Origin of the sequence: Sphingomonas caeni, assembly GCF_026013415.1 — a bacterium.
GTDB classification, from domain to species: domain Bacteria; phylum Pseudomonadota; class Alphaproteobacteria; order Sphingomonadales; family Sphingomonadaceae; genus Sphingomonas; species Sphingomonas caeni.
The window spans coordinates 39,748-65,672 of the sequence record NZ_JAPDOK010000009.1 but is presented as its reverse complement, the minus strand read 5'-3'; the positions used below and the strand labels follow the sequence as shown (position 1 = coordinate 65,672).

The 25,925-nt window shown below is 66.3% G+C and carries 28 protein-coding genes and 1 pseudogene; 6 read left to right on the top strand and 23 right to left on the bottom strand.

Features of this window, described 5'->3' with window-relative positions; translation table 11 throughout:
• The first annotated feature begins 124 nt into the window (after nt 1-124).
• Nucleotides 125-1,660, top strand: coding sequence for a tryptophan halogenase family protein (locus OF829_RS18045; RefSeq protein WP_264941560.1), 1,536 nt, complete (start codon nt 125-127; stop codon nt 1,658-1,660).
• A gap of 217 nt (nt 1,661-1,877) precedes the next feature.
• On the opposite strand, the gene OF829_RS18040 is transcribed toward OF829_RS18045, so the two are convergent.
• Nucleotides 1,878-3,245, bottom strand: a complete 1,368-nt coding sequence (locus OF829_RS18040) for a cation:proton antiporter (protein WP_264941559.1) — start codon at nt 3,243-3,245, stop codon at nt 1,878-1,880.
• 218 nt (nt 3,246-3,463) lie between these two features.
• On the opposite strand from OF829_RS18040, the gene OF829_RS18035 reads away from it, so the two are divergent.
• Together OF829_RS18035 and OF829_RS18030 are read left to right on the top strand one after the other, a co-directional pair.
• Nucleotides 3,464-3,712: a type II toxin-antitoxin system Phd/YefM family antitoxin gene (locus tag OF829_RS18035; protein WP_264941558.1), complete on the top strand. Its 249-nt coding sequence runs from the start codon at nt 3,464-3,466 to the stop codon at nt 3,710-3,712.
• The gene (locus OF829_RS18030) at nt 3,712-4,203 is read left to right on the top strand and encodes a type II toxin-antitoxin system VapC family toxin (protein WP_264941556.1); all 492 of its coding nucleotides are present in this window, start codon (nt 3,712-3,714) and stop codon (nt 4,201-4,203) included. The genes OF829_RS18035 and OF829_RS18030 overlap by 1 nt, the downstream gene beginning before the upstream one ends.
• Here the strand turns inward: OF829_RS18030 and OF829_RS18025 are convergent, their stop codons facing one another.
• The 16 genes and pseudogenes from OF829_RS18025 to rpsB all read right to left on the bottom strand — a co-directional run.
• Nucleotides 4,204-4,719: a hypothetical protein gene (locus OF829_RS18025; RefSeq protein WP_264941555.1), complete on the bottom strand. Its 516-nt coding sequence runs from the start codon at nt 4,717-4,719 to the stop codon at nt 4,204-4,206.
• Nucleotides 4,720-4,864: 145 nt separating this feature from the next.
• The gene (locus OF829_RS18020) at nt 4,865-5,122 is read right to left on the bottom strand and encodes a PilZ domain-containing protein (RefSeq protein ID WP_264941554.1); all 258 of its coding nucleotides are present in this window, start codon (nt 5,120-5,122) and stop codon (nt 4,865-4,867) included.
• Nucleotides 5,123-5,363: 241 nt separating this feature from the next.
• Entirely contained in the window at nt 5,364-5,594 is a 231-nt protein-coding gene (rpmE, locus tag OF829_RS18015; RefSeq protein ID WP_264941553.1) for a 50S ribosomal protein L31, read from the bottom strand.
• Nucleotides 5,595-5,682: 88 nt separating this feature from the next.
• Nucleotides 5,683-6,411 (bottom strand): hypothetical protein, encoded by a 729-nt coding sequence (locus OF829_RS18010; RefSeq protein WP_264941552.1) that lies wholly within the window; start codon nt 6,409-6,411, stop codon nt 5,683-5,685.
• Nucleotides 6,411-6,890, bottom strand: a complete 480-nt coding sequence (gene fabZ, locus OF829_RS18005) for a 3-hydroxyacyl-ACP dehydratase FabZ (RefSeq protein WP_264941551.1) — start codon at nt 6,888-6,890, stop codon at nt 6,411-6,413. The genes OF829_RS18010 and fabZ overlap by 1 nt, the downstream gene beginning before the upstream one ends.
• On the bottom strand, nt 6,887-7,645 hold the full coding sequence (locus tag OF829_RS18000; RefSeq protein WP_264941550.1) for an OmpH family outer membrane protein: 759 nt from the start codon (nt 7,643-7,645) through the stop codon (nt 6,887-6,889). The genes fabZ and OF829_RS18000 overlap by 4 nt, the downstream gene beginning before the upstream one ends.
• A complete protein-coding gene (bamA, locus tag OF829_RS17995) occupies nt 7,645-10,377 on the bottom strand; it encodes an outer membrane protein assembly factor BamA (protein WP_264941549.1) in 2,733 nt (910 codons plus the stop codon). Before bamA ends, OF829_RS18000 begins: the two co-directional genes overlap by 1 nt.
• A gap of 94 nt (nt 10,378-10,471) precedes the next feature.
• The gene (locus OF829_RS17990; RefSeq protein ID WP_264941548.1) at nt 10,472-11,608 is read right to left on the bottom strand and encodes a M50 family metallopeptidase; all 1,137 of its coding nucleotides are present in this window, start codon (nt 11,606-11,608) and stop codon (nt 10,472-10,474) included.
• Nucleotides 11,605-12,762 (bottom strand): 1-deoxy-D-xylulose-5-phosphate reductoisomerase, encoded by a 1,158-nt coding sequence (gene dxr / locus OF829_RS17985; protein ID WP_264941547.1) that lies wholly within the window; start codon nt 12,760-12,762, stop codon nt 11,605-11,607. Before dxr ends, OF829_RS17990 begins: the two co-directional genes overlap by 4 nt.
• The gene (locus OF829_RS17980; RefSeq protein ID WP_264941546.1) at nt 12,759-13,529 is read right to left on the bottom strand and encodes a phosphatidate cytidylyltransferase; all 771 of its coding nucleotides are present in this window, start codon (nt 13,527-13,529) and stop codon (nt 12,759-12,761) included. Before OF829_RS17980 ends, dxr begins: the two co-directional genes overlap by 4 nt.
• On the bottom strand, nt 13,526-14,251 hold the full coding sequence (locus OF829_RS17975; protein WP_264941545.1) for an isoprenyl transferase: 726 nt from the start codon (nt 14,249-14,251) through the stop codon (nt 13,526-13,528). Before OF829_RS17975 ends, OF829_RS17980 begins: the two co-directional genes overlap by 4 nt.
• Before the next feature lie 153 nt (nt 14,252-14,404).
• Nucleotides 14,405-14,962: a ribosome recycling factor gene (gene frr, locus OF829_RS17970; RefSeq protein ID WP_264941544.1), complete on the bottom strand. Its 558-nt coding sequence runs from the start codon at nt 14,960-14,962 to the stop codon at nt 14,405-14,407.
• A gap of 12 nt (nt 14,963-14,974) precedes the next feature.
• Nucleotides 14,975-15,706: a UMP kinase gene (gene pyrH, locus OF829_RS17965; protein WP_264941543.1), complete on the bottom strand. Its 732-nt coding sequence runs from the start codon at nt 15,704-15,706 to the stop codon at nt 14,975-14,977.
• Nucleotides 15,707-15,854: 148 nt separating this feature from the next.
• A complete protein-coding gene (locus OF829_RS17960) occupies nt 15,855-16,694 on the bottom strand; it encodes a DUF2971 domain-containing protein (RefSeq protein WP_264941541.1) in 840 nt (279 codons plus the stop codon).
• Nucleotides 16,695-16,872: 178 nt separating this feature from the next.
• Nucleotides 16,873-17,802 carry a translation elongation factor Ts gene (tsf, locus tag OF829_RS17955; RefSeq protein ID WP_264941540.1) on the bottom strand — a complete coding sequence of 310 codons (930 nt, stop codon included), beginning with the start codon at nt 17,800-17,802 and terminating at the stop codon, nt 16,873-16,875.
• A gap of 305 nt (nt 17,803-18,107) precedes the next feature.
• Nucleotides 18,108-18,902: pseudogene (gene rpsB, locus OF829_RS17950) on the bottom strand (30S ribosomal protein S2); the annotation flags it as partial.
• Between the two features lie 243 nt (nt 18,903-19,145).
• Here rpsB and OF829_RS17945 point away from each other — a divergent pair.
• Nucleotides 19,146-19,367 (top strand): hypothetical protein, encoded by a 222-nt coding sequence (locus OF829_RS17945; protein ID WP_264941539.1) that lies wholly within the window; start codon nt 19,146-19,148, stop codon nt 19,365-19,367.
• On the opposite strand, the gene OF829_RS17940 is transcribed toward OF829_RS17945, so the two are convergent.
• From OF829_RS17940 to OF829_RS17930, 3 genes are all read right to left on the bottom strand, one after another.
• On the bottom strand, nt 19,300-20,133 hold the full coding sequence (locus tag OF829_RS17940) for a CDP-alcohol phosphatidyltransferase family protein (protein ID WP_264941538.1): 834 nt from the start codon (nt 20,131-20,133) through the stop codon (nt 19,300-19,302). The two genes, OF829_RS17945 and OF829_RS17940, sit on opposite strands and share 68 nt — an antisense overlap.
• Nucleotides 20,134-20,197: 64 nt before the next feature.
• A complete protein-coding gene (locus OF829_RS17935; RefSeq protein WP_264941537.1) occupies nt 20,198-20,926 on the bottom strand; it encodes a phosphatidylserine decarboxylase in 729 nt (242 codons plus the stop codon).
• A 39-nt stretch (nt 20,927-20,965) separates the two neighbouring features.
• Nucleotides 20,966-21,838 (bottom strand): alpha/beta hydrolase, encoded by an 873-nt coding sequence (locus OF829_RS17930; protein WP_264941536.1) that lies wholly within the window; start codon nt 21,836-21,838, stop codon nt 20,966-20,968.
• A gap of 93 nt (nt 21,839-21,931) precedes the next feature.
• Here OF829_RS17930 and aac(6') point away from each other — a divergent pair, with 93 nt between their 5' ends.
• Nucleotides 21,932-22,372 (top strand): aminoglycoside 6'-N-acetyltransferase, encoded by a 441-nt coding sequence (gene aac(6'), locus OF829_RS17925; RefSeq protein ID WP_264941535.1) that lies wholly within the window; start codon nt 21,932-21,934, stop codon nt 22,370-22,372.
• A 248-nt stretch (nt 22,373-22,620) separates the two neighbouring features.
• Here the strand turns inward: aac(6') and OF829_RS17920 are convergent, their stop codons facing one another.
• Nucleotides 22,621-22,872: a hypothetical protein gene (locus OF829_RS17920; RefSeq protein ID WP_264941534.1), complete on the bottom strand. Its 252-nt coding sequence runs from the start codon at nt 22,870-22,872 to the stop codon at nt 22,621-22,623.
• A gap of 67 nt (nt 22,873-22,939) precedes the next feature.
• On the opposite strand from OF829_RS17920, the gene OF829_RS17915 reads away from it, so the two are divergent.
• On the top strand, nt 22,940-24,160 hold the full coding sequence (locus OF829_RS17915; RefSeq protein WP_264941533.1) for an NADP-dependent isocitrate dehydrogenase: 1,221 nt from the start codon (nt 22,940-22,942) through the stop codon (nt 24,158-24,160).
• 93 nt (nt 24,161-24,253) lie between these two features.
• Here the strand turns inward: OF829_RS17915 and OF829_RS17910 are convergent, their stop codons facing one another.
• Nucleotides 24,254-24,688 carry a hypothetical protein gene (locus tag OF829_RS17910; RefSeq protein WP_264941532.1) on the bottom strand — a complete coding sequence of 145 codons (435 nt, stop codon included), beginning with the start codon at nt 24,686-24,688 and terminating at the stop codon, nt 24,254-24,256.
• The gene (locus OF829_RS17905; protein WP_264941531.1) at nt 24,685-25,881 is read right to left on the bottom strand and encodes an FAD-dependent oxidoreductase; all 1,197 of its coding nucleotides are present in this window, start codon (nt 25,879-25,881) and stop codon (nt 24,685-24,687) included. Before OF829_RS17905 ends, OF829_RS17910 begins: the two co-directional genes overlap by 4 nt.
• Between the last annotated feature and the right edge of the window lie 44 nt (nt 25,882-25,925).

Sequence of the window (25,925 nt, the reverse complement as noted above, 5' to 3'; positions counted from 1 at the left end):
CATCCGGAGCTGGATGCAAGGTACCATGCGAGCGGGGGGAATCCTAACCTTATCGGGATTCGATCACCCGCCCAATTTCCCCGCCCCCTTCTCCCCCCGACCCCTCTCCGCTATGCCATTCCGCATGGCGGGCAAACGTAGCATCCTGATCGTCGGCGGCGGCACGGCCGGCTGGCTGACCGCGGCCTATCTGGCGAAGTATCTGGGGCTGTCGGACGACGGCAAGCTCGAGATCACCGTGCTCGAATCCCCCGAGATCGGGATCATCGGCGTCGGTGAAGGCACCTTCCCCACGATCCGCGAGACGCTGCAGTTCGTCGGGATCGACGAGGCGCGGTTCATCCGCGAGACCTCGGCGACCTTCAAGCAGGGCATTCGCTTCGACAATTGGGTGCACACCCCCGCCCCCGGCACCAGCAGCCACTTCATCCATCCGTTCGAGGCGCCCTTCTATACCGAGGGTACCAGCCTGGTTTCCTATTGGCTGCTCCAGGACGAGAAGACCCGCCCGCCCTTCGCCCAGGCGATGACGATCCAGAACCGGGTGGCGGAGGCCCAGCGCGCGCCCAAGCGGCCGCACGAGGGCGCCTTCGATGGCCCGCTCAACTATGCCTATCATTTCGACGCCGCGAGCCTTGCCCGGGTCCTTGCCGGGCGCGCGCGCGAGCTGGGGGTGCGGCACCTGCGCGGGCTGATGACCGGGGTCGTGCTCGACGAGAAGGGCGCGATCGACCATGTCGTCACCCAGGAGCATGGCGACCTGACCGCCGATCTCTATGTCGATTGCTCGGGCTTCCGCGCCGAACTGATCGGCAAGGCGATGGGGGTGCCGTTCAAGTCGATCCGCAACCAGCTGTTCACCGACCGGGCGATCGCCTGCAAGCTGCCGTACGACCATCCCGATTGCCCGCTGGAGAGCTACACCATCGCCGCGGCGCACGAGGCGGGCTGGACCTGGGATATCGGGCTCAACGGCGCGCACGGCATTGGCTGCGTCTATTCGAGCGACCATATCAGCGACGATCGCGCGGCGCAGATCCTCTCGGACTATACCGGCGGCAAGGATGCCGGGGTCGAGGTCCGCTCGATCCCGTTCGAGGCCGGCTATCGCGAGAAGCAATGGGTGAAGAATTGCGTCGCGGTGGGGCTGTCGGGCGGGTTCCTCGAGCCGCTCGAATCGACCGGCGTGGTGCTGATCGAAGCCGCGGTGGGCATGATCGCCGAACTCTTCCCGCATAACGGCCCGGTCGATGCGCCCGCACGGCGCTTCAACGAGCTGATGACCGCGCGGTTCGACAATATCGCCAACTTCCTCAAGCTCCATTACTGCCTGAGCAAGCGCGACGAGCCCTTCTGGCGCGACAATGCCGATCCCGCCTCGATCCCCGAACGGCTCCAGGAGCTGCTCGAGCAATGGAAGTACCGCCCGCCGGGCCGGTTCGACTTCATCCTCGATCTCGAGAGCTTCGCCTTCTTCAACTATCAGTATATCCTGTACGGGATGGAATTCAAAACCGACCTCTCGCCGGTCCGCGACGAATTCCCCAATGTGAAGGAGGCGGAGAAGATCTTCGCCAAGATCAAGAGCTTCAGCGAGCGCGCGACGCACGACCTGCCCGCGCACCGTGCGCTGATCCAGGCGATCAACGCGGCCGCCTGAGCACGAAAGGTTACACTAGGGTAACACTGGTCCGCACCGCGTGCGGGCATGGGATTGCGGGTTCGACAGGATCAAAAAGCGGCCCGACCGTGACTTGGACCGCGCAAGCCAAGCAGCCGAAACCCAACATTGCAAGGCCCTCAAAAAGTGAGCCCGCCCCCGGGGGAGGCCGGGGGCGGGTCGCCACAGTGCCCTCACACTGTGGAGTTCGTTGTCCTCAGCCGGCGGCCATCGCTTCGTCGACCGAGCCGAGTTCGCCGGTCTCGCGGGCCTTGCGGCCATAGACGAGCTCGAACAGCGGGGTGGCCATCACCGTGGTGACGATCGCCATCAGCACCAGCATCGAGAAGAGCGTCGGGCCGATAATGCCCTTCTGCAGGCCGATATTGATGATGATCAGCTCCATCAGTCCGCGCGAGTTCATCAGCGCGCCGATGCCGAGCGCGGTGCGGTTGTCCTCTCCGGCGATGCGCGCGGCCGCCCAGCAGGCGCCGAACTTGGCGAGGATCGAGACGAGCAGGATGCCGAGCGCGATCAACAGGAGCGTGGGCGAATTGACCATGTCCATCCGCGTGTTCAGCCCCGAATAGGTGAAGAACATCGGCAGCAACAGCACGACCGCGAGCGGCTCGACCTTGCGCTTCAGCTCCTCGACGAACAGCCCGCGCGGCATGCACACGCCCATCAGGAAGCCGCCGAAGATGGCGTGGATGCCGATCGCGTCCATGAAGAAGGCCGAGGCGCAGAAGAGCAGCATGGTGACGGCGAGCATCTGGGTGCTCATCTCGCCCTTTTCCTCGACGATGCGGCCGAGCGGGGCGAGCAGCTTGCGGCCCCAGATCAGCATGAAGCCGGCATAGAGGACCGCACCGCCGATCGCGATGATCGCCACGCCCGCGCCGGCGCCGAAGGTCGCGAGCACGATCGCGAGCACGCACCAGGAGGCGGCGTCGTCGAACGCGCCGGCGGTCAGCGAGAGCGTGCCCAGCGACGAATCGGCGAGGCCGCGCTCGTTGATGATGCGGGCGAGCATCGGGAAGGCGGTGAGCGCGATGCAGGCGCCCATGAAGAGCGTCGCATTGCCCTGGCTGATCCCCGGCGTGAACAGGCCCGGCACGGTCAGCAGGAAAGGCGTGATGAGGAAGGCGAGCGCGAAGGGCGCGGCGATCCCGGCGGCCGAGACGCCCGCGGCGCTCTTCGCCTTGGACTGGAAGTGATCGAGCCGGAGCGTGAGCCCGACCATGAACATGTAGAGCCCCACGCCGAGCTGCGCGCCGGTGTAGAGCACGTTGCGCGTTTCCTTGGGGAAGATCGCCATCTGGAGATCGGGGAAGAACAGGCCGAGCAGTGACGGCCCGAGGATCACGCCGGCGATCATCTCGCCCACCACCTGGGGCTGGCCGAGCAATTTCTGCCCCAGCCAGCCGACGACGCGGCAGGCGAGGATGATGATCGCGAGCTGGAGGAAGAAATGGATGCTGAAGTCGCCGGGTGCATAAGACTTCACGGCCTGCACCGCGGGCCCATGCGGCGAGAGAATATCGCCGAGCGCCCGAAGCGCCTCGTTCGCCAGATCAGAAAGCATTCAAAACCCCCTCCAAATTACCCCTGCGCCCCGGATTCTGGCCGGGTGCGCATGTGATGAGGGTCGAAAACCGGTTTTCTTCGCAATCCTGAAACTGTCTTGCGGGCGTCGCGGCGGTGCATTTTCCCGGCTTAACCGTAAAATCTGTTGCCGAGGGGCCACAAGGTAGTCATGTAGGTACATGACAACGCAATCTTTGTAGTGATGTAGGATCAAAGATGAAGGTCTTTAGCAGCCGCGATTTCAACCAGGACGTGAGCCAGGCGAAGCGAGTCGCGCGGCTCGAGCCGGTGTTCGTGACCGACCGCGGGCGCCCCACCCATGTGCTGATGAGCATCGAGGCCTATCGCCAATTGAGCGGCCAGACCGAGACTTTGGTGGACCTGCTCGCCATGCCCGGGCTGGGCGAGATCGATTTCGACGCGGCACGCCCGGGCGAGACCTGGGACCGGCGCGAGCTCAGCTGATGTACCTGCTCGATACCCCCATCGTCTTCGAACTGCGCAAGGCCAAGGCCGGGCAGACCGATCCGGGCCTGGCGAGCTGGGCGGCGGGCGTGGCACGCCAGAACCTGTTCGTCTCGGCGCTGGCGCTGCTCGAGCTCGAAAATTGGGCGATGCGGCAGGAACGGATCGACAAGGCCGCGGGCAAGGCCCTGCGCGAATGGATCGACGGGCCGGTGATGACCGCGTTCGAGGGACGGATCCTGCCGGTCGATGCCGCGGTGGTGCGCCGGCGCGGCCAGCTTCCCTATGCCGACAGCCGCGACGGGCTGATGGCGGCGACCGCGATCGAGCACGGGTTGATCCTCGTCACGCGCAACACCGCCGCGTTCAAGGCCGGGCGCGTCAAGGTCTTCAACCCCTGGGGCTATACCCCCGATGCGGAGGATGACGATTGGGGCCAGGCCGGGCGTTCGGGTCCGCTCTGGCTCAAGAACCTGTTCGTGCGCGGCTGATCATTGCCGCGGCAGGATGTTGAGCACGCCGGCGCTGCCCCCGAAGGTCAGTGGCGGGCTCCCCTCCTCCCCGTCGAGCCGCAGCACCAGCCGGGCGTCCAGCGGCGTCGGACGGTACCGGTGACCGCGCGGGATCGCCGCACGCGATTCGCGAAGCGCGTCGGCGGAGCCTCCCATCGGCTCGATCCGCGCGCGCGGGGTCAGGCGGAAGCGCGGCGCCGAATCATCGCCGACCGGCGTGATGAGCTGAAGCGGCTCGGCATCGCCTTGCGGCAGCGTGAGGTTGAAAGCGGGCGCCGGCGCGTCGAGCGCGTCGAAGCTCGCCAGGTCGGACGCCATCGGCTTGGCGGAAACCACGCGGATCGGCGCCTGCATGTCGAAGCCCGGCGCCAGCTCGGTGAGCGGCGGCGGGGTTCCCCAGGTGGCGCGCTGATCCTGGAGCAGCAGCGGCATCGTGTCGGGGGTGTAGCGGACGGTTTCGGCCGGCGCGGCGGGATGCGTTTCCTCGCCCGCCAAGGCAGGTGTTGCCGCTCCCATCAACAACGCACAGGCGAGTAATCGTCCGAGCATCCACTGAACCCCCTCCAGCGAAGGCGGGAAGATGGCCCGGAACGATGGTTAACGCAATCTTGTCATGGAATTTGAATCGCTTGGCCGCGATTCAGTCGGTCAGCGCCTCGAACGCGTCGATCGTCAGCGGAATCTCGAACTGCAGGCCCGCCTCGAACTCGTCGGCCCACACCACCTTGGCGGCGTGATGTCCCACTTTGGGAAGCGCCAGCCAGATCATCGTGCCCGCGCGCAGGCTCGAATAGGTCTGGAGCCGCGCGCCGTGCTGCGAGATGTCGACGACCTTGCACAGCGCCCGGTCGAGCCCGCCGCGGCCGATCCTGGCATCGAGCGAAACGGGCGCACGCACGGAACGCCGCCGGCCGAGACCCCCGACCGCCGGTTCGAATTCGGCTGCGAATGACTTTCCCCTGATCATGCAGGGGAAGCTAGACCCGCGTGGCTAACGCCGCGTTAACGGCATTTGCTTCGGCAAGTGCGGCACCGGCCCGCTCCCCCACCCGGCCTCCCTTACTTTAGTAGCCTATGGGAGGCCGGGTGGGGGAGCGGGCCGGTGCGTGTTCCGCATCAGCGGAACACAATCAAAGTCATCACTTCTTGGTGAGCGAGAGCCCGCCGAAACGCTTGTTGAAGCGCGCCACCTGGCCGCCCGTATCGAGCATCGTGCCGCGGCCGCCGGTCCAGGCCGGGTGCGCGAGCGGATCGATCTCGAGGGTCATGGTGTCGCCTTCCTTCCCCCAAGTCGAGCGGGTCTGGTAGGTCGAGCCATCGGTCATCTGCACCGTGATGGTGTGATAATCGGGATGGGTATCTTTCTTCACGTCGCGAATTCCTTGAGATGCCGCCGGTTTCCGACCGGCAGCGGAGGCGCGCGGTTAGCAGAGGGTGGCGGCGAAGGCAACCTCGGGACTAGCGCCAACAGGGTTCGGCCCTGGCGGCCTCGAACAGGGCCGGGATATCGGAGAGATAGAGGCCGTAGCGCACCACGGCGCGCTTCCCCCGCATCGCGAACAGATCGGGCGCGCGCTCCGGAGCCTGTCGATCGGGAACCCAGCGGGGCCAGGAGGGCGGCGGGTTGTGATAACGCACCGGCTTGGCGAACCGGTGGATCGTCAGCGGTCTCCAATCATTGCCCTGTCCGGATGGATCCGGCCAATCCGTTATCGGCAGAAACGGCCGGCCGGCCGTGTCCCGCCAGACCCAATCCCAGCCCACCATCCGGTCGCGGCCCTGCCGCACGGCGGTGAAGACTACGGCATCCGCGATCCTTATCGGCGCCAGCGAGTGATAGGACTTTGTCAGGGTGATGCCATGCCCCTTGGGGGTGCCGAACAGACTGGTGCGCTCGTCGAAGCGGAAACGGTAGATCGCATCCCAGAATCCCGAGGAGACTATTGTTTCCGTCCCATCCTCGCCCTCCTGAGCAATCTCGAGGTAGCGGGGCGTGGCCACTTGAATCGGCGGGCGCTCGGCCACCGATAGGGTGCCTGTCGTACGAAGCGACCCCCGCCCCGCATGGTCGATACAAGGCCGGACCTCGGGTAGGCCGTCCGCATCGTCCGGAACGGTAATTTCCCGCTGCGCCCTCGCTTGCACCGGCAGCATGCCGAGCAGAGCGATGAACAGGAAGCGGCGCATCACGCGCTCGGCGGATCCGCGATCATGGCGGTGAATTCGCACTCGGTCGCGACATCGTCGCCCAGATAGGCCTTGCCCGCGAACTTGCACACGCGGCTGCGCTTCTGGACGAATTCGACCTCAAGGCGGAGCAGGCAGCCGGGTTCGACCGGCTTGCGGAACTTCACCCCGTCGATCGACATGAAATAGACGAGCTTGCCCGAGCCCGCGAGACCCAGGCTCTCGACCGCGAGCACGCCCGCCGCCTGCGCGAGCGCCTCCACCTGGAGGACGCCCGGCATGATCGGCCTTCCGGGGAAGTGCCCCTGGAAGAATTGCTCGTTCATCGTCACCGCCTTGATCGCGACGATCCGCTGATCGACGATCAGCGATTCGACACGGTCGACGAGCAGCAACGGATAACGATGCGGCAGGGCCGCCATCACCCGCCCGATATCGAGCGGGCCGATGTCGGTCCCTGCCGTTTCGCTCTCGCTCACCGGCCCGGAGGCGGCGTGGTCGGACGCGTCGCCGGCGTGGTCGCCGGGCGGGTGCCCCCCGCGGCCGGAGCCGCAGGCTGACCGGCCGGACGGGCGCCGCCCGCGGCGGGGGCGGCAGGCTGACGCGCGGCCTGGGCCGCACGCGCCGCGTCGATGCGCAGGAACTGCTCGAGCACGGCCATCGCCTGCTCGCTCGGGCGGCGGTTCGGCACCGGCTGGATCGAAACGGTCGGGACGAGCTTGTCGAGCTCGGCGGTGATCGCGCCGGTCACGTCTGCAGCATCCGGATAGTAGAGGAACGAGTTCGGCGCGAGGATCACGCCGATCTTCTTGGCATTGACGACGTTGCGCTGGGCTTCTTCGTAACGCTCGAGAATGCGGTCGATCGCGAAGCCCTTGGCGAGCAGGATCGGCAGGCTGAGCTGGTTCATGTCGGCGTCGATCTTGTCGACCTGACCCTTCACCGCCGGGTTGCCGGCGAGCTCGGCGTCATCGACCTGCTTGTCGCCATTCTTGTCGAGCTGAGCGAGCAGCTTCTGGCGCTCGGCGGCCTTCGCCTCGAGCTGCTGATACTGCGCCGCAAAGGTGGTGCGGATCTGCTGGTCGGCGGTCTGCCATGCCTTGGTCATGTACATTGCGGACACCGGATCGGCGGTCGCGATACCGTTGACCTGCGCATGGGCGGCCGGCGCCACGGCGACCATCGCCGCGGGGGCGGCGATCGCAGCCAGGAGGAGATACTTGAAGGTCTTCATTAGAACGCGGTCCCTACATTGAAGGTGAAGAGTTTGGGGTCGTCGCCCGGCTGGGTCAGCAGGGCTTTCGAAAGGTCGATCCGGAGCGGGCCGAACGGCGAGTTCCAGTTCACGCCGATGCCGATGGCAAGGCGCGGGCTGGCCGAATTGCCGACGAACCGCTCGAGGAAGGGCTGGATGGGCTGGTTGGCCGCGGTATTGATCGTCGTGCCCACGCAATTGGCGGGGAAGGTCGTCGAATTCGAATAGCCGATCGAACAGAGCGTCAGATTGCCCGCATTGGGATCGCTGGCACCGACGACATAATATTGGTGGCCGGCCGCATCCTTGAGCAGATTATCCTTGGGCAGCAGCGTGGGCGAGCCGTCCTGGTTGAACAGCAGCGCGCCGTTGGTCCCCGTCGCCTGGATGAAGGCGACCGTCTTGCCGGGATCGGTCATGCCCCACAGCGCGCCCGCCTGGACGAAGATCGAGGGACGCAGTCCCAGCTCCTGGGCGCCGGCGCCGAGCGGTATCTCCAGCTCGGCCTTGGCGAGATAGTAATAACGGCCGCCGAGCGCGTCGTCGAAGATCTGCTGGCGATCGGTGACCAGCGCCTGGGTGCCCGCATTGGGGTCGCCGGTATACTGGATGCGCTGCACGCGCGGGCCGATGCCGCGAATGTCGAAGCCACGGAACTGCGGCTCGCCGAGGTAGAAGCGGTCGGTGATGCGGACCGGATCGCTGCCCGCCGTACGCGCCTTCTCGAACGACTTGATGAAGCCGCCCTCGACCGAGACCGAGGCGATGAAGCCGCCGCCGACCCGCCAATATTTGTCGCCGTCGAAGCGGCCGCGAATGTAGCGGACGTCGCCGCCCAGGCCGGCAATGTCGAGACCGAGCACGAGCCGCTGACCCGCGGTCGGGCGGAGGCGGCTGTTGAGGCTGTCGAAGATCAGCGAAAGGCCGACCGACGAGGTGATGCGCGTGCCCACCGCGTCGCAATAATAGCGGCCGGCGCGCAGCGGATCGCAGACGCCGTTGGTGTAGAACTGCGCAGGATCGAGCGTCACCTTGTCCTGGACCAGCATATAGCGGGCCGATGCCGTCCAATATTCGGTCAGCGGGATGCCGGTGATCAGCTGGAAGCCGGTCGAAACCTGGGCATAGGTCGTGTTGCGGTCCGACCCGATATAGTTGAACGCATTGTAATCGCGGCGGAATACCGTCGCGCCCAGCGCCACGTTGCGATCGAACAGATAGGGTTCGGTAAAGCCCAGCTCGACCGACTTCGAGTAGGTCGAATAGTCGACCGAGGCGCGGAGCGACTGGCCCTTGCCGCGGAAATTGCGCTGCTCGACCGAGGTCTGGAGGATGAAGCGCTCAAGGCTCGAAAAGCCCGCCGAGAGCGTCAGCGAGCCGGTCGCGCGCTCCTCGACATTCGCCGCGAGGACGATGCGGTCGGGCGCCGAGCCGTCCTTGCGCTCGATCTCGAACTTGTCCTGGAAGAAGCCGAGCGAGTTGATGCGGTCCTGCGAGCGCTTGACCTGGAAGGTGTTGAACGCATCGCCCTCGGACACGCGCATCTCGCGGCGGATGACCTCATCCTGCGTCTGGGTGTTGCCGGTGATGTCGATGCGCTCGATGTACGTCCGGTTCGACTCCGCGATGTTGAAATTAATCGTCATCGTGAGGTTTTCTTTGTCCCGCTGATATTCGGGACGGACATCGGCAAAGGCATAGCCGAACAGGCCGGCGGTCTCGCTCAGCGCATCGATCGAATCCTCGACGGCCTTGGCGTTGTACCACTGGCCTTCCTTGATCGGCAGCGCGGCGGCGAGCTTGGTGTTGTCGAAGTCGCGGATCGCGCTGTTCACCGTGATCGGGCCGAATTTGTAGCGCGGGCCTTCCTCCACCACATAGGTGATGATGAAGTCCTTCTTGTCCGGGGTCAGCTCGGCGACGGCGGAGATGACGCGGAAATCTGCATACCCCTGGGTCAGGTAGAACTGGCGCAGCTTCTGCTGGTCGTACGCGAGGCGATCCTGGTCGTAGCTGGTGTTCGAGCTGAGGATCGTGCTGATGCGCGCCTGGCGCGTCGCCATCTCGCCGCGCAGCTTCGAATCGGAGAAGACCTCGTTGCCGATGATGTTGATCTGGCGGACCTTGGACTTGGGCCCTTCGCGGATCTCGAAGATGACGTCGACGCGGTTCTGATCGAGCATCACCATCTTGGGCTCGACCGTCGCGGCGAAACGGCCCTGGCGGCGATAGAGCTCGATGATGCGCGCGACATCGGCGCGGACCGCGGTGCGGGTGAAGATCTGGCGCGGCGCCAGCTTCACTTCCTTGGCGATCTTGTCGGCCTTGAGGCGCTTGTTGCCCTCATAGACGACACGGTTGATCACCGGATTTTCGCGGATGCGGATCACGAGATCGCCGGTCTCGACGCCTTGGATCTCGACGTCGGCCAGCAGTTCGGAGGCAAGCAGGTCCTTGATCGCCTGGTCGACCGTCTCATTGGTGTAGGTGTCGCCGACGCGGAGCTTGGTATACGACATTACCGTATCGGGCTCGATGCGCTGCGAGCCTTCGACGCGAATCGAGCGGATCGTGCGCGTCACCACCTGGGGCGGCACCGTGGGGGCGGTCAGCTGCGGCTGGGCCGGAGTCACCTGGGCATAAGCAGGGATCGCGACGAAACCCGACAGCACCGTGCCTGCGAGGAGAGTCTTGGTGGCGCGCGCGCCCATATTTTTCGCCTTGTTCGCTGTCACCAGTCCCACCCTAATCGGAATCCAAATTCACAGGCCGGCAACGGCGGTACCACGCCCTGCCCTAACCACGTCAGCCGATCAACCCGGCCAGATTTCTCCACACGCCGAACGCGCCCAGATCATTGATCGTCACCAGCAGAAAGAGGGCCAGAATCGCCAGCAATCCGCCGTTGAACGCCAAATTCATTACCCGCGGCTCGATCGGCCGCCGCCTGATTGCCTCGATTCCGTAAAACAGCAGATGACCGCCATCGGCAACCGGGACTGGCAACAGGTTAATGAATCCCAGATTAATCGAAATGAGCGCGATAAAGCCAATAAACTCGTCGGGTCCCAGAGCGAGACTCTCGCCGGACATCTTGGCGATGCGCAGCGGCCCGCCCAGTTCGTTCACCGGCACGCGCCCCATGATCATCTGACCGAGGCCATCGACCATCATGCCGAGGATATTCCAGGTGCGCTCGACCCCCGCCCAGGGCGCCTGCCACCAGGCGACGGGGGTGCGAATCACCTGAGTCGAGGGCCCGATGCCAAGCAGGCCGCGGCGGACCTGGTTACCGAACCGGTCCTTGAACAGATCGGTGCCGATCACCGTCTCGGCGCTGGCGCTCTGGCCGTCGCGGACATAGTCGATCCGGACCGGCGCACCCGCGCGCACCGCGGTGAAGGCTGCCATGTCGTTGAACCCATCGACCGCGCGCCCGCCCATGGCGGTGATGCGGTCGCCCGACTTCAGCCCCGCCTTGTCCGCCGCGCTGCCTTGGACGACGCTGCCGACCACCGGAGGGACGGTCGCGTCGCCGTAGATTGCGGCGAAAGTGCCGAGGATGACGATCGCGATCAGGAAATTGGCGATCGGCCCCGCCGCGACGATGATCGCGCGCTGCCAGAGCGGCTTGGCCTGGAAGGTCTGGGCGCGCTCCTCGGGGGGAAGCGACATCCATTCGGGATCGGGCTGGCTCGCCGGGTTCATGTCGCCCGCGAAGCGCACATAGCCGCCGAGCGGCAGCATGCTGAGCTTCCAGCGGGTCCCGCGCCTGTCGGTGAAGCCGGCGATCTCGCGCCCAAAGCCGAACGAAAAGGCTTCCGCCTTCACGCCGAACCAGCGGCCCGCCAGATAATGTCCGAGCTCATGCAGGGTGACGAGCGATCCGATCACGATCGCGAAGGCCAGCAGCGTGAGCAAGATGCCGGGAGATTGGATCAAACGACGCAGTCCTTTACACGCTCGCCCGCATGCCGCCTCGCCTCGGCGTCGATGGCCAACACGGCTTCGAGGCTATCCGGGGCGACCGGGTTGTAGCGGGCCAGCGTATCGGCAACGATTGCGGCAATTTCAAGAAAGTTGAGGCCACCCGAGAGGAAGGCCGCGACCGCCACCTCATTGGCGGCGTTGAGGATCGCCGGACGGGCACCGCCCTCCTGCAAGGCGGCCCTGGCGAGCGCCAGCGCGGGGAAGCGCGCCGGATCGGGTGCGGCGAAATCGAGGCGGCCGACGCTGACAAAGTCGAGCGGCGCCATCGGGGTCGCCATCCGGTCCGGCCAGGCGAGCGTGTGCGCGATCGGCACGCGCATGTCCGAGGGGCCGAGCTGGGCGAGGATCGAGCCATCGACATATTCGACCATCGAATGGATGATCGATTGCGGGTGGATGACGATCTCTATTGCGGAGGGCGCTACGGGGAAGAGCCGCGCGGCCTCGATCAGCTCGAGCCCCTTGTTCATCATCGTCGCCGAATCGACCGAGATCTTGGCGCCCATCGACCAATTGGGGTGCGCGACCGCCTGTTGCGGGGTAACGCTGCGCATCGCCTCCACGGTCCAGTCGCGGAACGGGCCGCCGCTTGCGGTGAGGATGATCCGCCGGACGCGCTCGGGCCGATCGGCATCGAAGCACTGGAAGATCGCGTTATGCTCCGAATCGGCGGGGAGCAGGGTCGCGCCGTGGCGTTTCGCCGCCTCGACGACGAGATCGCCCGCCGAGACGAGCGGTTCCTTGTTGGCCAGCACCACCGTGCCGCCGCCTTCGAGCGCCGCCATCACCGGGCCGAGCCCGGCCAGCCCGACGATCGCGGCCATCGTCCAGTCAGCGCCCATCCGCGCGGCGTCGCAGACGGCCTCCGGCCCTCCCCTCGCCTGGATCCCCGTTCCCGCCAACCGCTCGATCAGGCCGGGAAGGCACGAGGCATCGGCGACCACCGCGAGCTTGGCGTTGGTGCGGATCGCCGCGGCGGCGAGGCGTTCGACATCATGGTTGGCGGTGAGCGCCAGGACCTCGAACGCCTCGGCCTCGCGCTCGATCAGGTCGAGTGTCGAGCTGCCGACCGATCCTGTGGCGCCGAGGATGGTGACGCGCTTCATGTCAGCAGGATCACCAGCAATGCCGCGGCGGGCGCGACCGCGACGAGCCCGTCGAGCCGGTCGAGCAGCCCGCCATGGCCCGGGAGCAGGGTGCCGGAGTCCTTGACCCCCGCGAGGCGCTTGAGGTGGCTCTCGTACAGGTCACCCGCCTGGGCGAGCACCGCGAGAAACGGGGTGACCAGGGCCAGCGCGGGCGGCAGGCCGAACAGGATCACCATCCCCCACGCGGCCGCCGCCGACGCTGCGAGCCCGCCGATGAACCCCGCCCAGGTCTTGTTGGGGCTGATCGAGGGCGCGAGCTTGGGCCCGCCGATCGCGCGCCCGGCGAAGAAGGCGCCGCTGTCGCACGCCCAGACCAGTGCCATCGCCCAGAAGGTGAGCAGCAGCCCGTGCGGTTCCTCGCGCAGGAAGACGAGCGCCAGCGCCGGCACGCCGACATAGACGATCCCCCAGCCGAGCCGCCCATTGCGCGTCACCGCCGCGATGAAGAAGCCCGCGCCGATGATCAGCCCGAACACGAACCAGCTCGGCCCCATCGCCAGCCCCGGCGCCAGCAGCGCGAGCGGCACGGTGAGCGCATATTGGGCGAGGCGGCGCTGCGGCGTGGCGCCGACCAGCCCCGCCCATTCGCCGAGCATCAGCAATGCGCCGACCGTCACGAGCAGCCAGAACACCAGTCCGCCGAACCATATCGCCAGAAGGGCACCCCCGATCAGCGCCAGGGCGACGCCCAGCCGGACCGGCAGATCGGAGTGCGCGCCGCTCACAGGCCCCCGAACCGGCGCTCGCGGCGTCCGAATTGCTCGAGCGCGCCGGCCAGCGTCTTCTCGTCGAAATCGGGCCAGAGCGTGTCGATGAACATCAGCTCGGCATAGGCCGCCTGCCAGAGCAGGAAGTTGGACAGGCGCTGCTCGCCCGAGGTGCGGATCATCAGGTCGAGCGGCGGAAGATCGTGCGTTTCGAGGGCTTCGGTGAAGCGTGCCTCGTCGATCGCCGCGGGATCGAGGCTGCCGTCGCGCACCTGCTCGGCGAGCGTGCGGGCGGCGGCGACGATCTCGGCCTGGGCGCCGTAATTGAGCGCGATCACCAGGGTCGGGCCCGGATTGGCGGCGGTGCGGGCGATGGCGCCTTCGATCATCGCGACGAGATCGGGCGCGAGACGCCGCCAGTCGCCGATCACGCGCAGCCTCACCCCTTCGCTCACCAGCTCATCGAGCTCGCTGGCGAGGAAGTGGCGCAGCAACCCCATCAGGTCGCGGACCTCCTCCTCGGGACGCCGCCAGTTTTCGGAGGAGAAGGCGTAGAGGGTGAGCACTTCGATGCCCAACGCACGAGCGGCGCGCGAGACCCGCCGCACCGCCTCGACACCCTGTTTGTGCCCCGCGATCCGCGGCAGGAAGCGCGCCTTCGCCCAGCGCCCATTGCCGTCCATGATGATGGCGACGTGACGGGGGGGCGTGGCGCCTCCGGTGGCAGCTTTGGTGGCCATCGAAACTAACCGATCGTCATCCCCGCGAAAGCGGGGACCCATCTCCCGCACCCACCCCGGCACACAACGGCTGTTGCGAATGGGGAGCGGTGAGGAGATGGGTCCCCGCTTTCGCGGGGATGACGGTAATGGAAGGCAAGGCAGTCACGCCCGTCACCGGCCCATGATTTCCTTTTCCTTGGTGCTCGCCGCCTCGTCGATCTCGGCGATCGTCTTGTCGGTCAGCTTCTGCACCTCGGTTTCGTGGCGCTTGCGCTCGTCCTCGCCGAACACGCCCTTCTTCTCGTCGGTCTTGAGGCTGTCATTGCCGTCGCGGCGAACGTTGCGGACGGCGATGCGCGCCTTTTCCGCATATTGCCCCGCGAGCTTGGCGAGTTCCTTGCGGCGCTCCTCGGTAAGGTCGGGGATCGGCAGGCGCAGCGTCTGGCCGTCGACGATCGGGTTGAGCCCCAGCCCCGCCGAACGGATCGCCTTGTCGACCGGGCCGACGTTCGACTTGTCCCACACCTGCACCGAGAGCAGCCGCGGCTCGGGTGCCGAGACGCTCGCGACCTGGTTGATCGGCATCATCGCGCCATAGACCTCGACCGTGACGGGATCGAGCAAGGTGGTCGAGGCGCGCCCGGTGCGCAGCCCCTGCAGGTCATGCTTCAGCGCCTCGACCGCGCCGTGCATGCGGCGTTCGAGGTCGGCCTTGTCGAAAGCGGCCATTTCGGGCTCTCCTTATGCGTATTCGTTTTCGTTCTGGACGATGGTGGCGGTGCCCTCCCCGCGCAGCACCGCGGCGAGATTGCCGGGCTCGCGGATGTTGAACACCACGATCGGAATGTTGCTGTCGCGGCACAGCGCCACTGCTGCGGCGTCCATCACCTTGAGATTGTCCGCGAGGACACGGCCGTAACCCAAGCTGTCGTAACGCTTTGCGGTGGCGACCTTCTTGGGATCAGCATCATAGACGCCATCGACCGAGGTGCCCTTGAACAGCGCGTCGCACTTCATCTCGGCGGCGCGGAGCGCGGCGCCGCTGTCGGTGGTGAAGAAGGGATTGCCCGTGCCCGCGGCGAAGATCACCACCCGGCCCTTGGCGATATGGCGGTCGGCGCGGCGCTGGATGAAGGGTTCGCAGATCTTGTCCATCTGCACCGCCGACTGGACGCGGGTATCGACCCCCAGCCGTTCGAGCGTGGACTGCATCGCGAGCGCGTTCATCACGGTGGCGAGCATGCCCATATAGTCGCCGGTGGTGCGCTCGATCCCCTGCGCGGCGCCCGCGAGCCCGCGGAAGATATTGCCCCCACCCACCACCAGGCAGATCTCGTGCCCGGCATCCTTGGCCGCCTTGATCTCCAGCGCGACGCGCTCGCAGGTAGCGGGATCGATCCCGAACTGCCCCTGCCCCATCAGGACCTCGCCCGAGAGTTTCAGAAGGATGCGTTTGAAGCGGGGGAGAGTCATGCGGGCCTAGCGGTTTGCGGCGGGTATCGGAGCGGCGCGGACCTTAGGCGGGGAGCGCGGGCGGGACAAGCGGAGATGGGGTGGAGCTGATATGCAAATTCATCGCGCGGGAGCGCAGGCGCTACTCCCGCCACCTAGCGAAATGAGATCAGGGTATGACCGGCGGAGCTGCCAGCAACCGCGAATGACCCACCGGAAAGCCATATCCAAAACGATCCCGCATCCGTTCGATCATCGCCGCGTACCAAGGCGGCGCGAACGGCGAAACGATGACGCACTCGATCATCGCGTCGACGTCGCACATTAACGCCATTCCCGGCGGTATGGGCCGGGAATCCTCGATAAGATCGTCAAAACGCATCTTCTCTTCATTCCAAGAGAAATTCGCGAGCGCGTCGTGGAGCTCGCCGGTGCGCCAGTGCACCAGCCGCACCTCCCGCTCGTACTCGAAACTCAAGCGCTTGATCATCATGCTATCAAAAGCGTTTGGCATTCCTATCTCAACGAAGGACGGATCACGGTATTTTACCGCCCCGAGGTAACACTCTTCCTCGTTCGCTGCCAAAGCAGTCTCTAGCCTTGCACCGTTCGAAACCACGGCAACGCCCGCGCCGGGTGAACCATAAACCTTCCACATTGCGACGGATTCGTGTTCAGCTTGGTGCCAGCAGTTAACATAATAATCGCGACGCCCAGATTGCGTCATGATGCAGCGCTGCTCCTCGCCCATAAACCAACCCTTGAACGCGGCTTCAGGAGTGCCATCGGTACCCCTGCTCCGCATTTTGAGAATCTGAACGCGCAACTTCTCTGGCACGTCGTTGATGCTTTGCCATATGCGATGGGGAAACTGGACGGCTCCAGGTAGGCCATCATAGGGGTCGTCGCGAGCAAGTATCTCAGCGTTGCTCAGCCAGAGTTTGCCTGAAGTCAGTAGATCAATAAACTTGGGCAAATCGGTGTAACGCCACAAGCGCGTCGTCGCCAATGGTCGGTCAAAACTGGTATGCTCGCCTATCCCCAATCGCAGTTCCTCTGACTGGTTCTGGTAATATGCCGCGTCTTTTCGGCACCGTCCCGGAAATTTGCGTCCTGCCCGCGCTCAAACGAAAACGGGCGCGGTCAGCCTCAGCCAACCGCGCCCGCATATCAGGTCCGGAAAAACCTTACTTCGTCAGCCCCGCCGTCGCGGCGACTTCGGCGGCGAAGTCGCTCTCTTCCTTCTCGATGCCTTCGCCGAGCTGGAAGCGGACATAGTCGGTGAGCTTGATCGTGGCGCCGGCGTCCTTCGCGGCCTTGGCCACCACCTCGGAGACCGGGGTCTTGCCGTCCATCACGAAGAGCTGGTTGAGCAGCGAATTCTCCTTGGCGAACTTCCTGACCGTGCCCTCGACCATCTTCGCGATGATGTCGGCCGGCTTGCCGCTCTCGGCGGCCTTTTCGGTCGCGATCGCGCGCTCGCGCTCGAGCGTGTCCTGATCGAGGCCGTTCTCGTCGAGCGCCAGCGGGAAGGCCGCGGCGACGTGCATCGCGATCTGCTTGCCCAGCGGCTCGAGCACGTCGACGCCTGCGTCCGACTCAAGCGCGACGAGCACGCCGATCTTGCCGAGGCCCGGGGCCGCGGCGTTATGGACGTACGGGATCACCGCGCCCTGCGAGACCGAGACGGCCTTGGCGCGGCGGAGCACCTGGTTCTCGCCGATCGTGGCGATGTTCGCGGTGAGGACTTCCTCGACGGTGCCGCCCTGCGCCATCGGCGAAGCCTTGAGCGCGTCGATATCGTCGCCCTTTTCGAGCGCGATCCCGGTCACTTCGCGAACGAAGCCCTGGAAGATCTCGTTCTTGGCGACGAAGTCGGTCTGCGAATTGACCTCGATGGCGACGCCCTTGGTGCCCGCGACGGCGACGCCGACCAGGCCCTCGGCCGCGGTGCGGCTCGACTTCTTGGCGGCGGCGGCGAGGCCCTTCGAGCGCAGCCAGTCGCTGGCGGCTTCGAGGTCGCCGCCGGTCTCGGTCAGCGCCTTCTTGCAATCCATCATGCCGGCGCCCGAGCGCTCGCGCAGTTCCTTGACGGCGGATGCGGTGATCTCTGCCATGGTATTTTCCTCAGCTTACAAAGGTCGGGAGGGACAGTGCGTTTCGCCCTGCCCCTCCCCTATTTCAGGTTCGTGACGGGCCCTTAGGCGTCGAGCTGGCGCTCGCCCTCTTCGGCGGTCTCGGAGGCTTCCGTCGCGGCGGCCGGAGCCTCAGGCTCGGCAGCAGGCGCTTCCTCGGCGACCGGGGCTTCCTCGGCAACCGGGGCTTCCTCAGCGGCCGGGGCCTCTTCGGCAACCGGAGCCGCTTCGGCCGGAGCTTCCTCGGCAGCGGCCGGGGCGGTGAACTCCTCGGCGGTCACGACGGGCGCATCGGCGGCGGGCTCTTCAGCCGCGCCGGCATCGGCCGGAACCTGGAGCGCTTCCTCGACCGGCGGGGCTTCCATCGCGCCGATGTCACGGCCGCTGCGCGCCATCGCGTCCTGGCCGCCACGGGTCGCGGCGATCGCGATCGCCTCGCAATAGAGGCGGATGGCGCGGCTGGCGTCGTCGTTAGCGGGAACCGGGAAGGCAATGCCGTCCGGCGAGACGTTCGAATCGAGGATCGCGACGACCGGGATGCCGAGCGTGTTGGCTTCCTTGATCGCCAGGCTCTCCTTGTTCGCGTCGATCACGAACATGATGTCGGGAACGCCGCCCATGTCGCGGATGCCGCCGAGCGAGAGCTCGAGCTTGTCCTTCTCGCGGGTGAGGTTGAGGATTTCCTTCTTGGTGAGGCCATGGACCTCGCCGCCGAGCTGCTCCTCGAGCGTCTTGAGGCGCTTGATCGAGAGCGAGATGGTCTTCCAGTTGGTGAGCATGCCGCCCAGCCAGCGATGGTTGACGAAATGCTGGTTCGAACGGCGCGCGGCGTCGGCGATCGGCTCCTGCGCCTGGCGCTTGGTGCCGACGAACAGCACCTTGCCGCCCGCGGCGACGGTGGAGTTCACGAACTCGAGCGCGCGCGCGAAGAGCGGCACGGTCTGCGAGAGATCGATGATGTGGACGCCGTTGCGGTCGCCGAAAATGTAAGGCTTCATCTTCGGGTTCCAGCGATGCGTCTGGTGACCGAAGTGCGCGCCCGATTCGAGCAATTGCTGCATGGTGACGACAGGTGCCGCCATAGGGATAACTCCTTCCGGTTGTTCCTCTGGGAAGCGGGAACTCGAACTGCGTCCGAGCACCGGGCTATGTTGCTTCCCATGCGGTGTTGAGGGCGGGCCGTTAGCGCCAAGCCGCAGGGATTGCAAGCATTACGGGAACGGCGCGCGCTTCGATGAGAACATTTGTGCAACAAAGTTGCTTGACAGCCGAAACATTAACGGAACATAAAGGGTTCATAGAACGGACGGCAAGGGATCGGGATCATGGCGGCGCTTCTGGCAATCGGGTTTTTCGCGGGCGTGCTCGGGGTTTCGATCTGGTCGGTCGTCGATAGCGTGCGGCCGCATCTCGGGCGGATCGCCTTCCTGCTCGAACATGGTCCGGTCGGCGCGCCCGAGCTTCCCCGGCCCCCGCGCGTCACGCTTCGGGGGCGGCAGGTTCCGGTGCGGATGGTGATGCCGGCGCAGTTTCGCGCTGCTGCCTGACGCGGCGATAGGCGCGGATCGCGAAGGGGATGGTGGCGAGATAGAGTAGAGCGACCACCGTGAGCGACGGCCAGGGCGCCGAGACGATCGCCGCGGCGAGCACGACGAGGATCGCGATCGCCTCGAACCGGATCCGGCGGCGCAGGCGCAGCGCGGCGCCCGACCAGGTGGCGAGGCTCGAAATCATCAGCGTCGCGACCAGCGCCATCCAGGGTGCGACGACCCAGGGCGCGCGGAACAGCGGTTGGCCGGTCGACAGCCACAGATAGAGCGGCACCATCGCCACCAATGCGCCCGCGGGTGCCGGAATGCCGGTGAGGAAACCCGCCGATTTGTGCGGCTGGTGGGTGTCGTCGATCTGGGCATTGAAGCGCGCGAGCCGGAGCGCGCAGAACAGCGCATAGACGAGCGCGACGATCCAGCCGATCCGCGGCACGCCCTCGAGCGACCAGAGGAACAGGATCAGCGCGGGGCTGACCCCGAACGAGATCGCGTCGGACAGGCTGTCGAGTTCGGCGCCGAACCGGCTCTCGGCGCGGACCAGCCGGGCGATCCGCCCGTCGATCCCGTCGAGTACGCCCGCGATCAGCACCATCGCCACCGCGATCTCCCATTGCTCGCCGATCGCGAAGCGGATGCCGCTCAGCCCGAAGCACAGCGCGAGCGCGGTGACCGCGTTGGGAAGGACGGCGCGCAGGGGAATGCCGCGCTGGAGCCGCGGCGTCCGGATCGGCCGGATCGCGCCGAACCGGCGCGGGCGCTTCACCTTTTCCGCACCCCGGCAAAGGCCGGGGCCCAGCTGTGACGGGAACAGGCTGACCGCCGCCGCTTCACTGCGCAATCCCGGTCACGTCCGCCGCGCCCTTGCGGCCCAGCACCGTCTCGCCCGCAATCGCGCGCTGGCCGAGCGCGACCGCGGCGCCATAGCCTTCGGGCAGGAACACGTCGATCCGGCTGCCGAAGCGGATCAGCCCGATCCGCTGCCCCGCCACCACCATGTCGCCCGCCTTGACGAAGGCGAGGATCCGCCGCGCGACGAGGCCGGCGATCTGCGTGAAGCCGACCCGCAACCCGTTCTTGTCCTCGACGACGAAATATTGCCGCTCATTCTCCTCGCTCGCCTTGTCGAGGTCGGCGTTGAGGAACTTGCCCGAGACATAGATGACGTGGCGGATCGTCCCGGTGATCGGTGTCCGGTTGATGTGCACGTCGAACACGCTCATGAACACCGAAACGCGCACCAGCGGCTTGTCGCCCAGCGCATGCGCGCCCGCGAGTTCGCGCGGCAGCGGCACGCGCTCGATCATCGTGACGAGCCCGTCGGCGGGCGAGACGATCAGCCCCTCCCCCTGCGGCGTGACGCGAACCGGATCGCGGAAGAATGCCGCGACCCAGATCGTCAGCCCGACCAGGGGCCAGGTGATGAAATCCCAGAAGAACAGGCTGAGCAGCGTAATCGCCGCCGCGATCAGCGCGAATTTGCGCCCCTCGGGGTGCACATCGGGGAAGCGCCATTTGACCGCCGGCGCGCCGGATGGGGTCCTGTCGTTCGAGGCCATCGCTGCCCTCTAGCGGGGTTGTGGTTGCATCACAACGCGTCAGGGCATGCCGAGCCGCGCCGCGAAGAAATTGCGTAGCCGCTCGCGATAGAGGGCGTCGTCCATGCCGGAGACCTGACCATGGTCGAGCCCCGGGACCAGCCACAAGGCTTTGGGCCCGGGTGCGGCGGCGAACATCTCGCGGGTCTCGGCGGGTGGGGTGAAGCGGTCCTCGGCTCCACCGATGATCAACACGGGGCCGTGGAAGCGGCGCAGCGCCGCGATCGGTGCGATCCGGCCCGGCCAGACGCCGTAGCGTGGCAGCGACTGGTAGCTCAGCAACGGCTCGAGCCCATAGCTGGCGATCACGCCTCCCGACGCGCGGAGCCGGTTGCGGACGGCGCGGCGGATATCGGGGTAGACCGCCTGGAGCACCAGCGCGTCCGCCGCCAGCGCTCCGTTCTCACCCAGCAGCGCCGCCGCCCCGCCGAGCGAAATGCCGACCACCCCCACCTTCGCTCCCCGCTGCGTCTTCTTGAGCCAAGCGAACGCGGCTGCCGTATCGCGGCTCTCGAACCAGCCGAAACTGCGCGGACGCTGCGAGGATTCGCCATGGCCGCGAAAATCGATCGTCAGCACGGCATAGCCCTGCCCCGCCAGCCAGGCCGCGTTCGCCGCGACCTGATCCCGCGACGCGCCATTGCCGTGGAGCAGCAAGATGCCCGGCGATTGCGGCGTCCGCCCGGGCCAATAGGTGGCGGCGATCAGCAATCCGTCCGGGCTGTCGATCATCAGGTCGTGCGCGGGCGGCATGGCGGCGGCGGGATGCGAGACCTCAGGGCGCACCATCGCGCTGCCCATCACCCAGCTGAGCGCCAGCCCGGCCAGCACGAACACCGCCAGCCTGATCAGCCATTTCCGCATTGCGATCATTCTCCCGCCCCGTATATCTTCTCGCACCGCTTCGGAGAAAGAAACAGGCGGTAAATCATTGCCCTGATGCTTTGCGCGACTAGATTAGCGCCTATGGAAATCACGCGTTGTACTTCCGCCGACCTCGAAGACTGGATCCGGCTTCGTGTCGCGCTCTGGCCCGATTACTCGCCCGAGGAGCTGCGCGCCGGCGCCGAGGCGATGCTGGAGGAGGCGGGCGAGGCGATCGTCCTGATCTGCCGCGTGGGCGGCAAACCCGCTGGCTTCGCCGAGGGGAGCCTGCGCCGCGATTACGTCAATGGCTGCGAGACCTCGCCGGTGGCCTTCCTCGAAGGCATTTATGTCGCCCCCGCGCACCGCAACAAGCGCGTCGCGGAGGCGCTGGTCGAGCGCGTCGCCGATTGGGGCCGCGCGCTCGGCTGCGTGGAGTTCGCGTCGGACGCCCTGCTCGAAAACGAGGACAGCCACGCCTTTCACGCCGCGATCGGTTTCGTCGAGACCGAGCGCGTGGTCTATTTCAGGAAGGCGCTCTGACCGTTCAGCGCCAGAATCGCCACCAAGGCCGGTTGCGCGACTGTTCGGGCGCCACAGGGGGGCCAGCTCCTCGCGATAGCCGGTGCCGGCCAGGTGATGCTGATAAACCCCCGGCATCGGCTCCTGCACGCCTGCCGGCATCGGAAAGGGCTTTCCTTCCTTGAGCAGGAGATTGGCGATCAGGAAATCGAGCATTCGCGCTTCCTGATCCGCCGTCTCCTTCATCTCGACCGAGCAGACCGCTTCCGTCACCATGGCGCCTTCCCCGTCTTCAGCCAGATCGACGCGATAGACCGCCATCCCGGTCCAGCTGCGATGCAGAAACAGCGCCATTCCTCGAAATAGATGAACCACTTATCTTCCGTGACCTCGGGCACGAGGCCCCGGCGAAGGCGCGAGAATTCGGCCACCGTGAAGGCCCGGCGATAGGGAATCGGACGGGTTGCGCCGAATGGCTCATGCTTCCAGCTCGCCCCGGTCGCGATGATGTCTTTTTCCATCTGTTGACCCCTCGCCTGCCTTGCCCTTAGGGACACCGCCAAACCTCCCTCACAGGAAAGCAGGCACATGGGCAAGATCAAGGTGGTGACGCCGGTCGTGGAGATCGACGGCGACGAGATGACGCGGATCATCTGGCAGTGGATCCGCGAGCGCCTGATCCTTCCCTATCTCGATATCGACCTAAAATATTACGACCTCAGCGTCGAGAAGCGCGACGAGACCAACGATCAGATCACGATCGACAGCGCCAAGGCGATCCAGCAATACGGCGTCGGCGTGAAGTGCGCGACGATCACCCCGGACGAGGCGCGCGTCGAGGAATTCGGGCTCAAGCAGATGTGGAAGTCGCCCAACGGCACGATCCGCAACATCCTGGGCGGCGTCGTCTTCCGCGAGCCGATCGTGATCCGCAACGTCCCCCGCCTGGTTCCGGGCTGGACCGATCCGATCGTCGTCGGGCGTCATGCTTATGGCGACCAGTATCGCGCGACCGACTTCCTCGTCCCCGGCCCCGGCAAGCTGCGCATGGTGTGGGAAGGCGCGGACGGCCAGAAGATCGAGAAGGAAGTGTTCGACTATCCCTCGGCCGGTGTCGCGATGGGCATGTACAATCTCGACGATTCGATCCGCGATTTCGCCCGTGCGAGCATGAACTATGCGGTCGACCGTGGCTGGCCGCTCTATCTCTCGACCAAGAACACGATCCTCAAGGCCTATGACGGGCGTTTCAAGGATCTGTTCCAGGAGGTGTTCGACGCCGAATTCGCCGCCAAGTTCAAGGAACTGGGCATCGTCTACGAGCACCGCCTGATCGACGACATGGTCGCATCGGCGCTCAAGTGGAGCGGCAAGTTCGTCTGGGCCTGCAAGAATTACGACGGCGACGTCCAGTCGGACACGGTTGCTCAGGGGTTCGGCTCGCTCGGGCTGATGACCTCGGTGCTGATGTCGCCCGACGGCAAGACGATCGAGGCCGAGGCGGCGCACGGTACCGTCACCCGCCATTACCGCATGCACCAGCAGGGCAAGGCGACCTCGACCAACCCGATCGCCTCGATCTTCGCCTGGACGCAGGGCCTGTCGTTCCGCGGCAAGTTCGACAACACGCCGGATGTCACCAGGTTCGCCGAAGCGCTCGAGCGCGTCTGCATCGAGACCGTCGAGGCCGGCCACATGACCAAGGATCTCGCGATCCTGATCGGCCCGGATCAGCCCTGGATGACCACCGAGCAGTTCTTCGAGCAGATCCGCGTCAACCTCGAAGCCGAGATGGCGAGCTGGAATTGACCGGAAACCGCCGCCGCGTTCGCTACATCCAATGGGCGATCGCGGCGGCGCATTGCTGGCGCTCTGCGTCGCCGGGTGGCGCAGCGCCGGGGATCACTGACCCGTAGGCGGGCCCTCCTTGGGGCTGGCGATCCAGCTCTCGCCGCCGGGATAATCCTCCGCGCAAGGCAGCCAGTGCTGGCTGGCGGGATCGTCGGCGCCACCGAAGCACCAGCCCTTGGCGAGAAGCCCCTTGGCCAGCGCCTCGCGCTCGGCGCAGGCGGCCTGGCGATTGCCGCGGAACCGGCCCTGGCATTTCTGGGCGAGCAGGTCGGCGCGATAGATGGTCAGGCGCACCTCTTCGGGGAAAGCGGCATAGGAGGCAGGCGCCGACTCCGGCGCGACCATCCCCGCTGCCGCCGCTTGGGCTTTCGTTTCCTGCTGAGCCACGCTCTCCGCGGCATCGCGTTTGATGCGCTGCGCGGGGCTTTCCTCGCCGCCACAGGCCGGAAGCGCGAGCATCAGGGCGAGCGCGATTGCCGCCCTCATGCCTCGGGCGACCGCACATGTTCGGGGCGGAAGCCCATCCCGATGACGCGCGCCGGGATGCGGCGCAAAAAGGCGAAGCGATCGAACAGCCGCGCCACGAGCGGCGGCCGCGCGAGCGGCGTGCTGCTGCCAAGCAGCGGCGCGATGATGCGGTCCTGCGCCGCTTTCTGCATCCCCTGGGTCATCCGCGTCGGCCATAGCCGCCGATCCTCGACCTTGTGAAGCAAGGGATCGGGATCTTCGCCCCGCGCCATCGGTCCGGCGAGCGCGTTCGCGGCGGCGACCGCATCCTGCACCGCCAGGTTGATGCCCACCCCGCCGATCGGCGACATGGCATGGGCGGCATCGCCGATCACCAGCAGCCCGGGCCTGTGCCATCGCTCCAGCCGGTCGACCGTGACGGTCAGCAGCTTGACCTCGTCCCAGCTGGCAAGCGCCCCGGTCGCCTCGGCGAGATCGGGCGCGGCACGGGCGATGCGGGCGCGGAATGCCTCCAGCCCGTCGCCACGCACCCGATCGGCGCTGCCCTTGGCGAAGACGAAGGCGCATTGCCAGTAATCGCCGCGATCGATCAGCGCGAGGATCAGGCCGGTATCGAACACGCCCATCGACCGGTTGGGCCCGCGCGGCTTGGGCAGGCGGAACCAGAAGACGTCCATCGGCGCGCCGATCGTCTTCGAAGGGAGGCCGGACCGATCGCGCAGCACCGAATGCCGCCCGTCACAGGCGATGGTGAGCCGGGCGAGAACCTCCTCGCCGCCCGCCAGCCGTACCCCGGCGACGCGCCCGCCTTCCTCGATCAGCGCCGCGGCCTCGGCATTCTGGCGCAGCGTGAAGGCCGGGTAGCGCCGCGCGGCGTCCGCGACGAAATCGAGGAACTCCCATTGCGGCATCATCGCGATGAAGGGCGCGGGCGCCTTCAGCCCGCTGAATTCGGCGAAGCGGATCGCCTGTCCCGCGACCAGCCCGCCGAGCTGGGTCACTTCGTCATGCGGACGCCGAAGCAGCGCGTCGAGCAGCCCGAGTTCGTGGAAAATGGCGAGCGTCGAGGGATGGACGGTGTCGCCACGGAAATCGCGCAGGAAATCGCCATGTTTTTCGAGCACCAGCGTCTTCACGCCCGCTCGCGCGAACAGCAGGCCGGCCACCATCCCCGCGGGCCCGCCCCCGACGATCACGCAATCGGCGTCCATTTGCTCTCCCGGCCATGACAAGCCTGTGCTTCGCCGCTTAGATA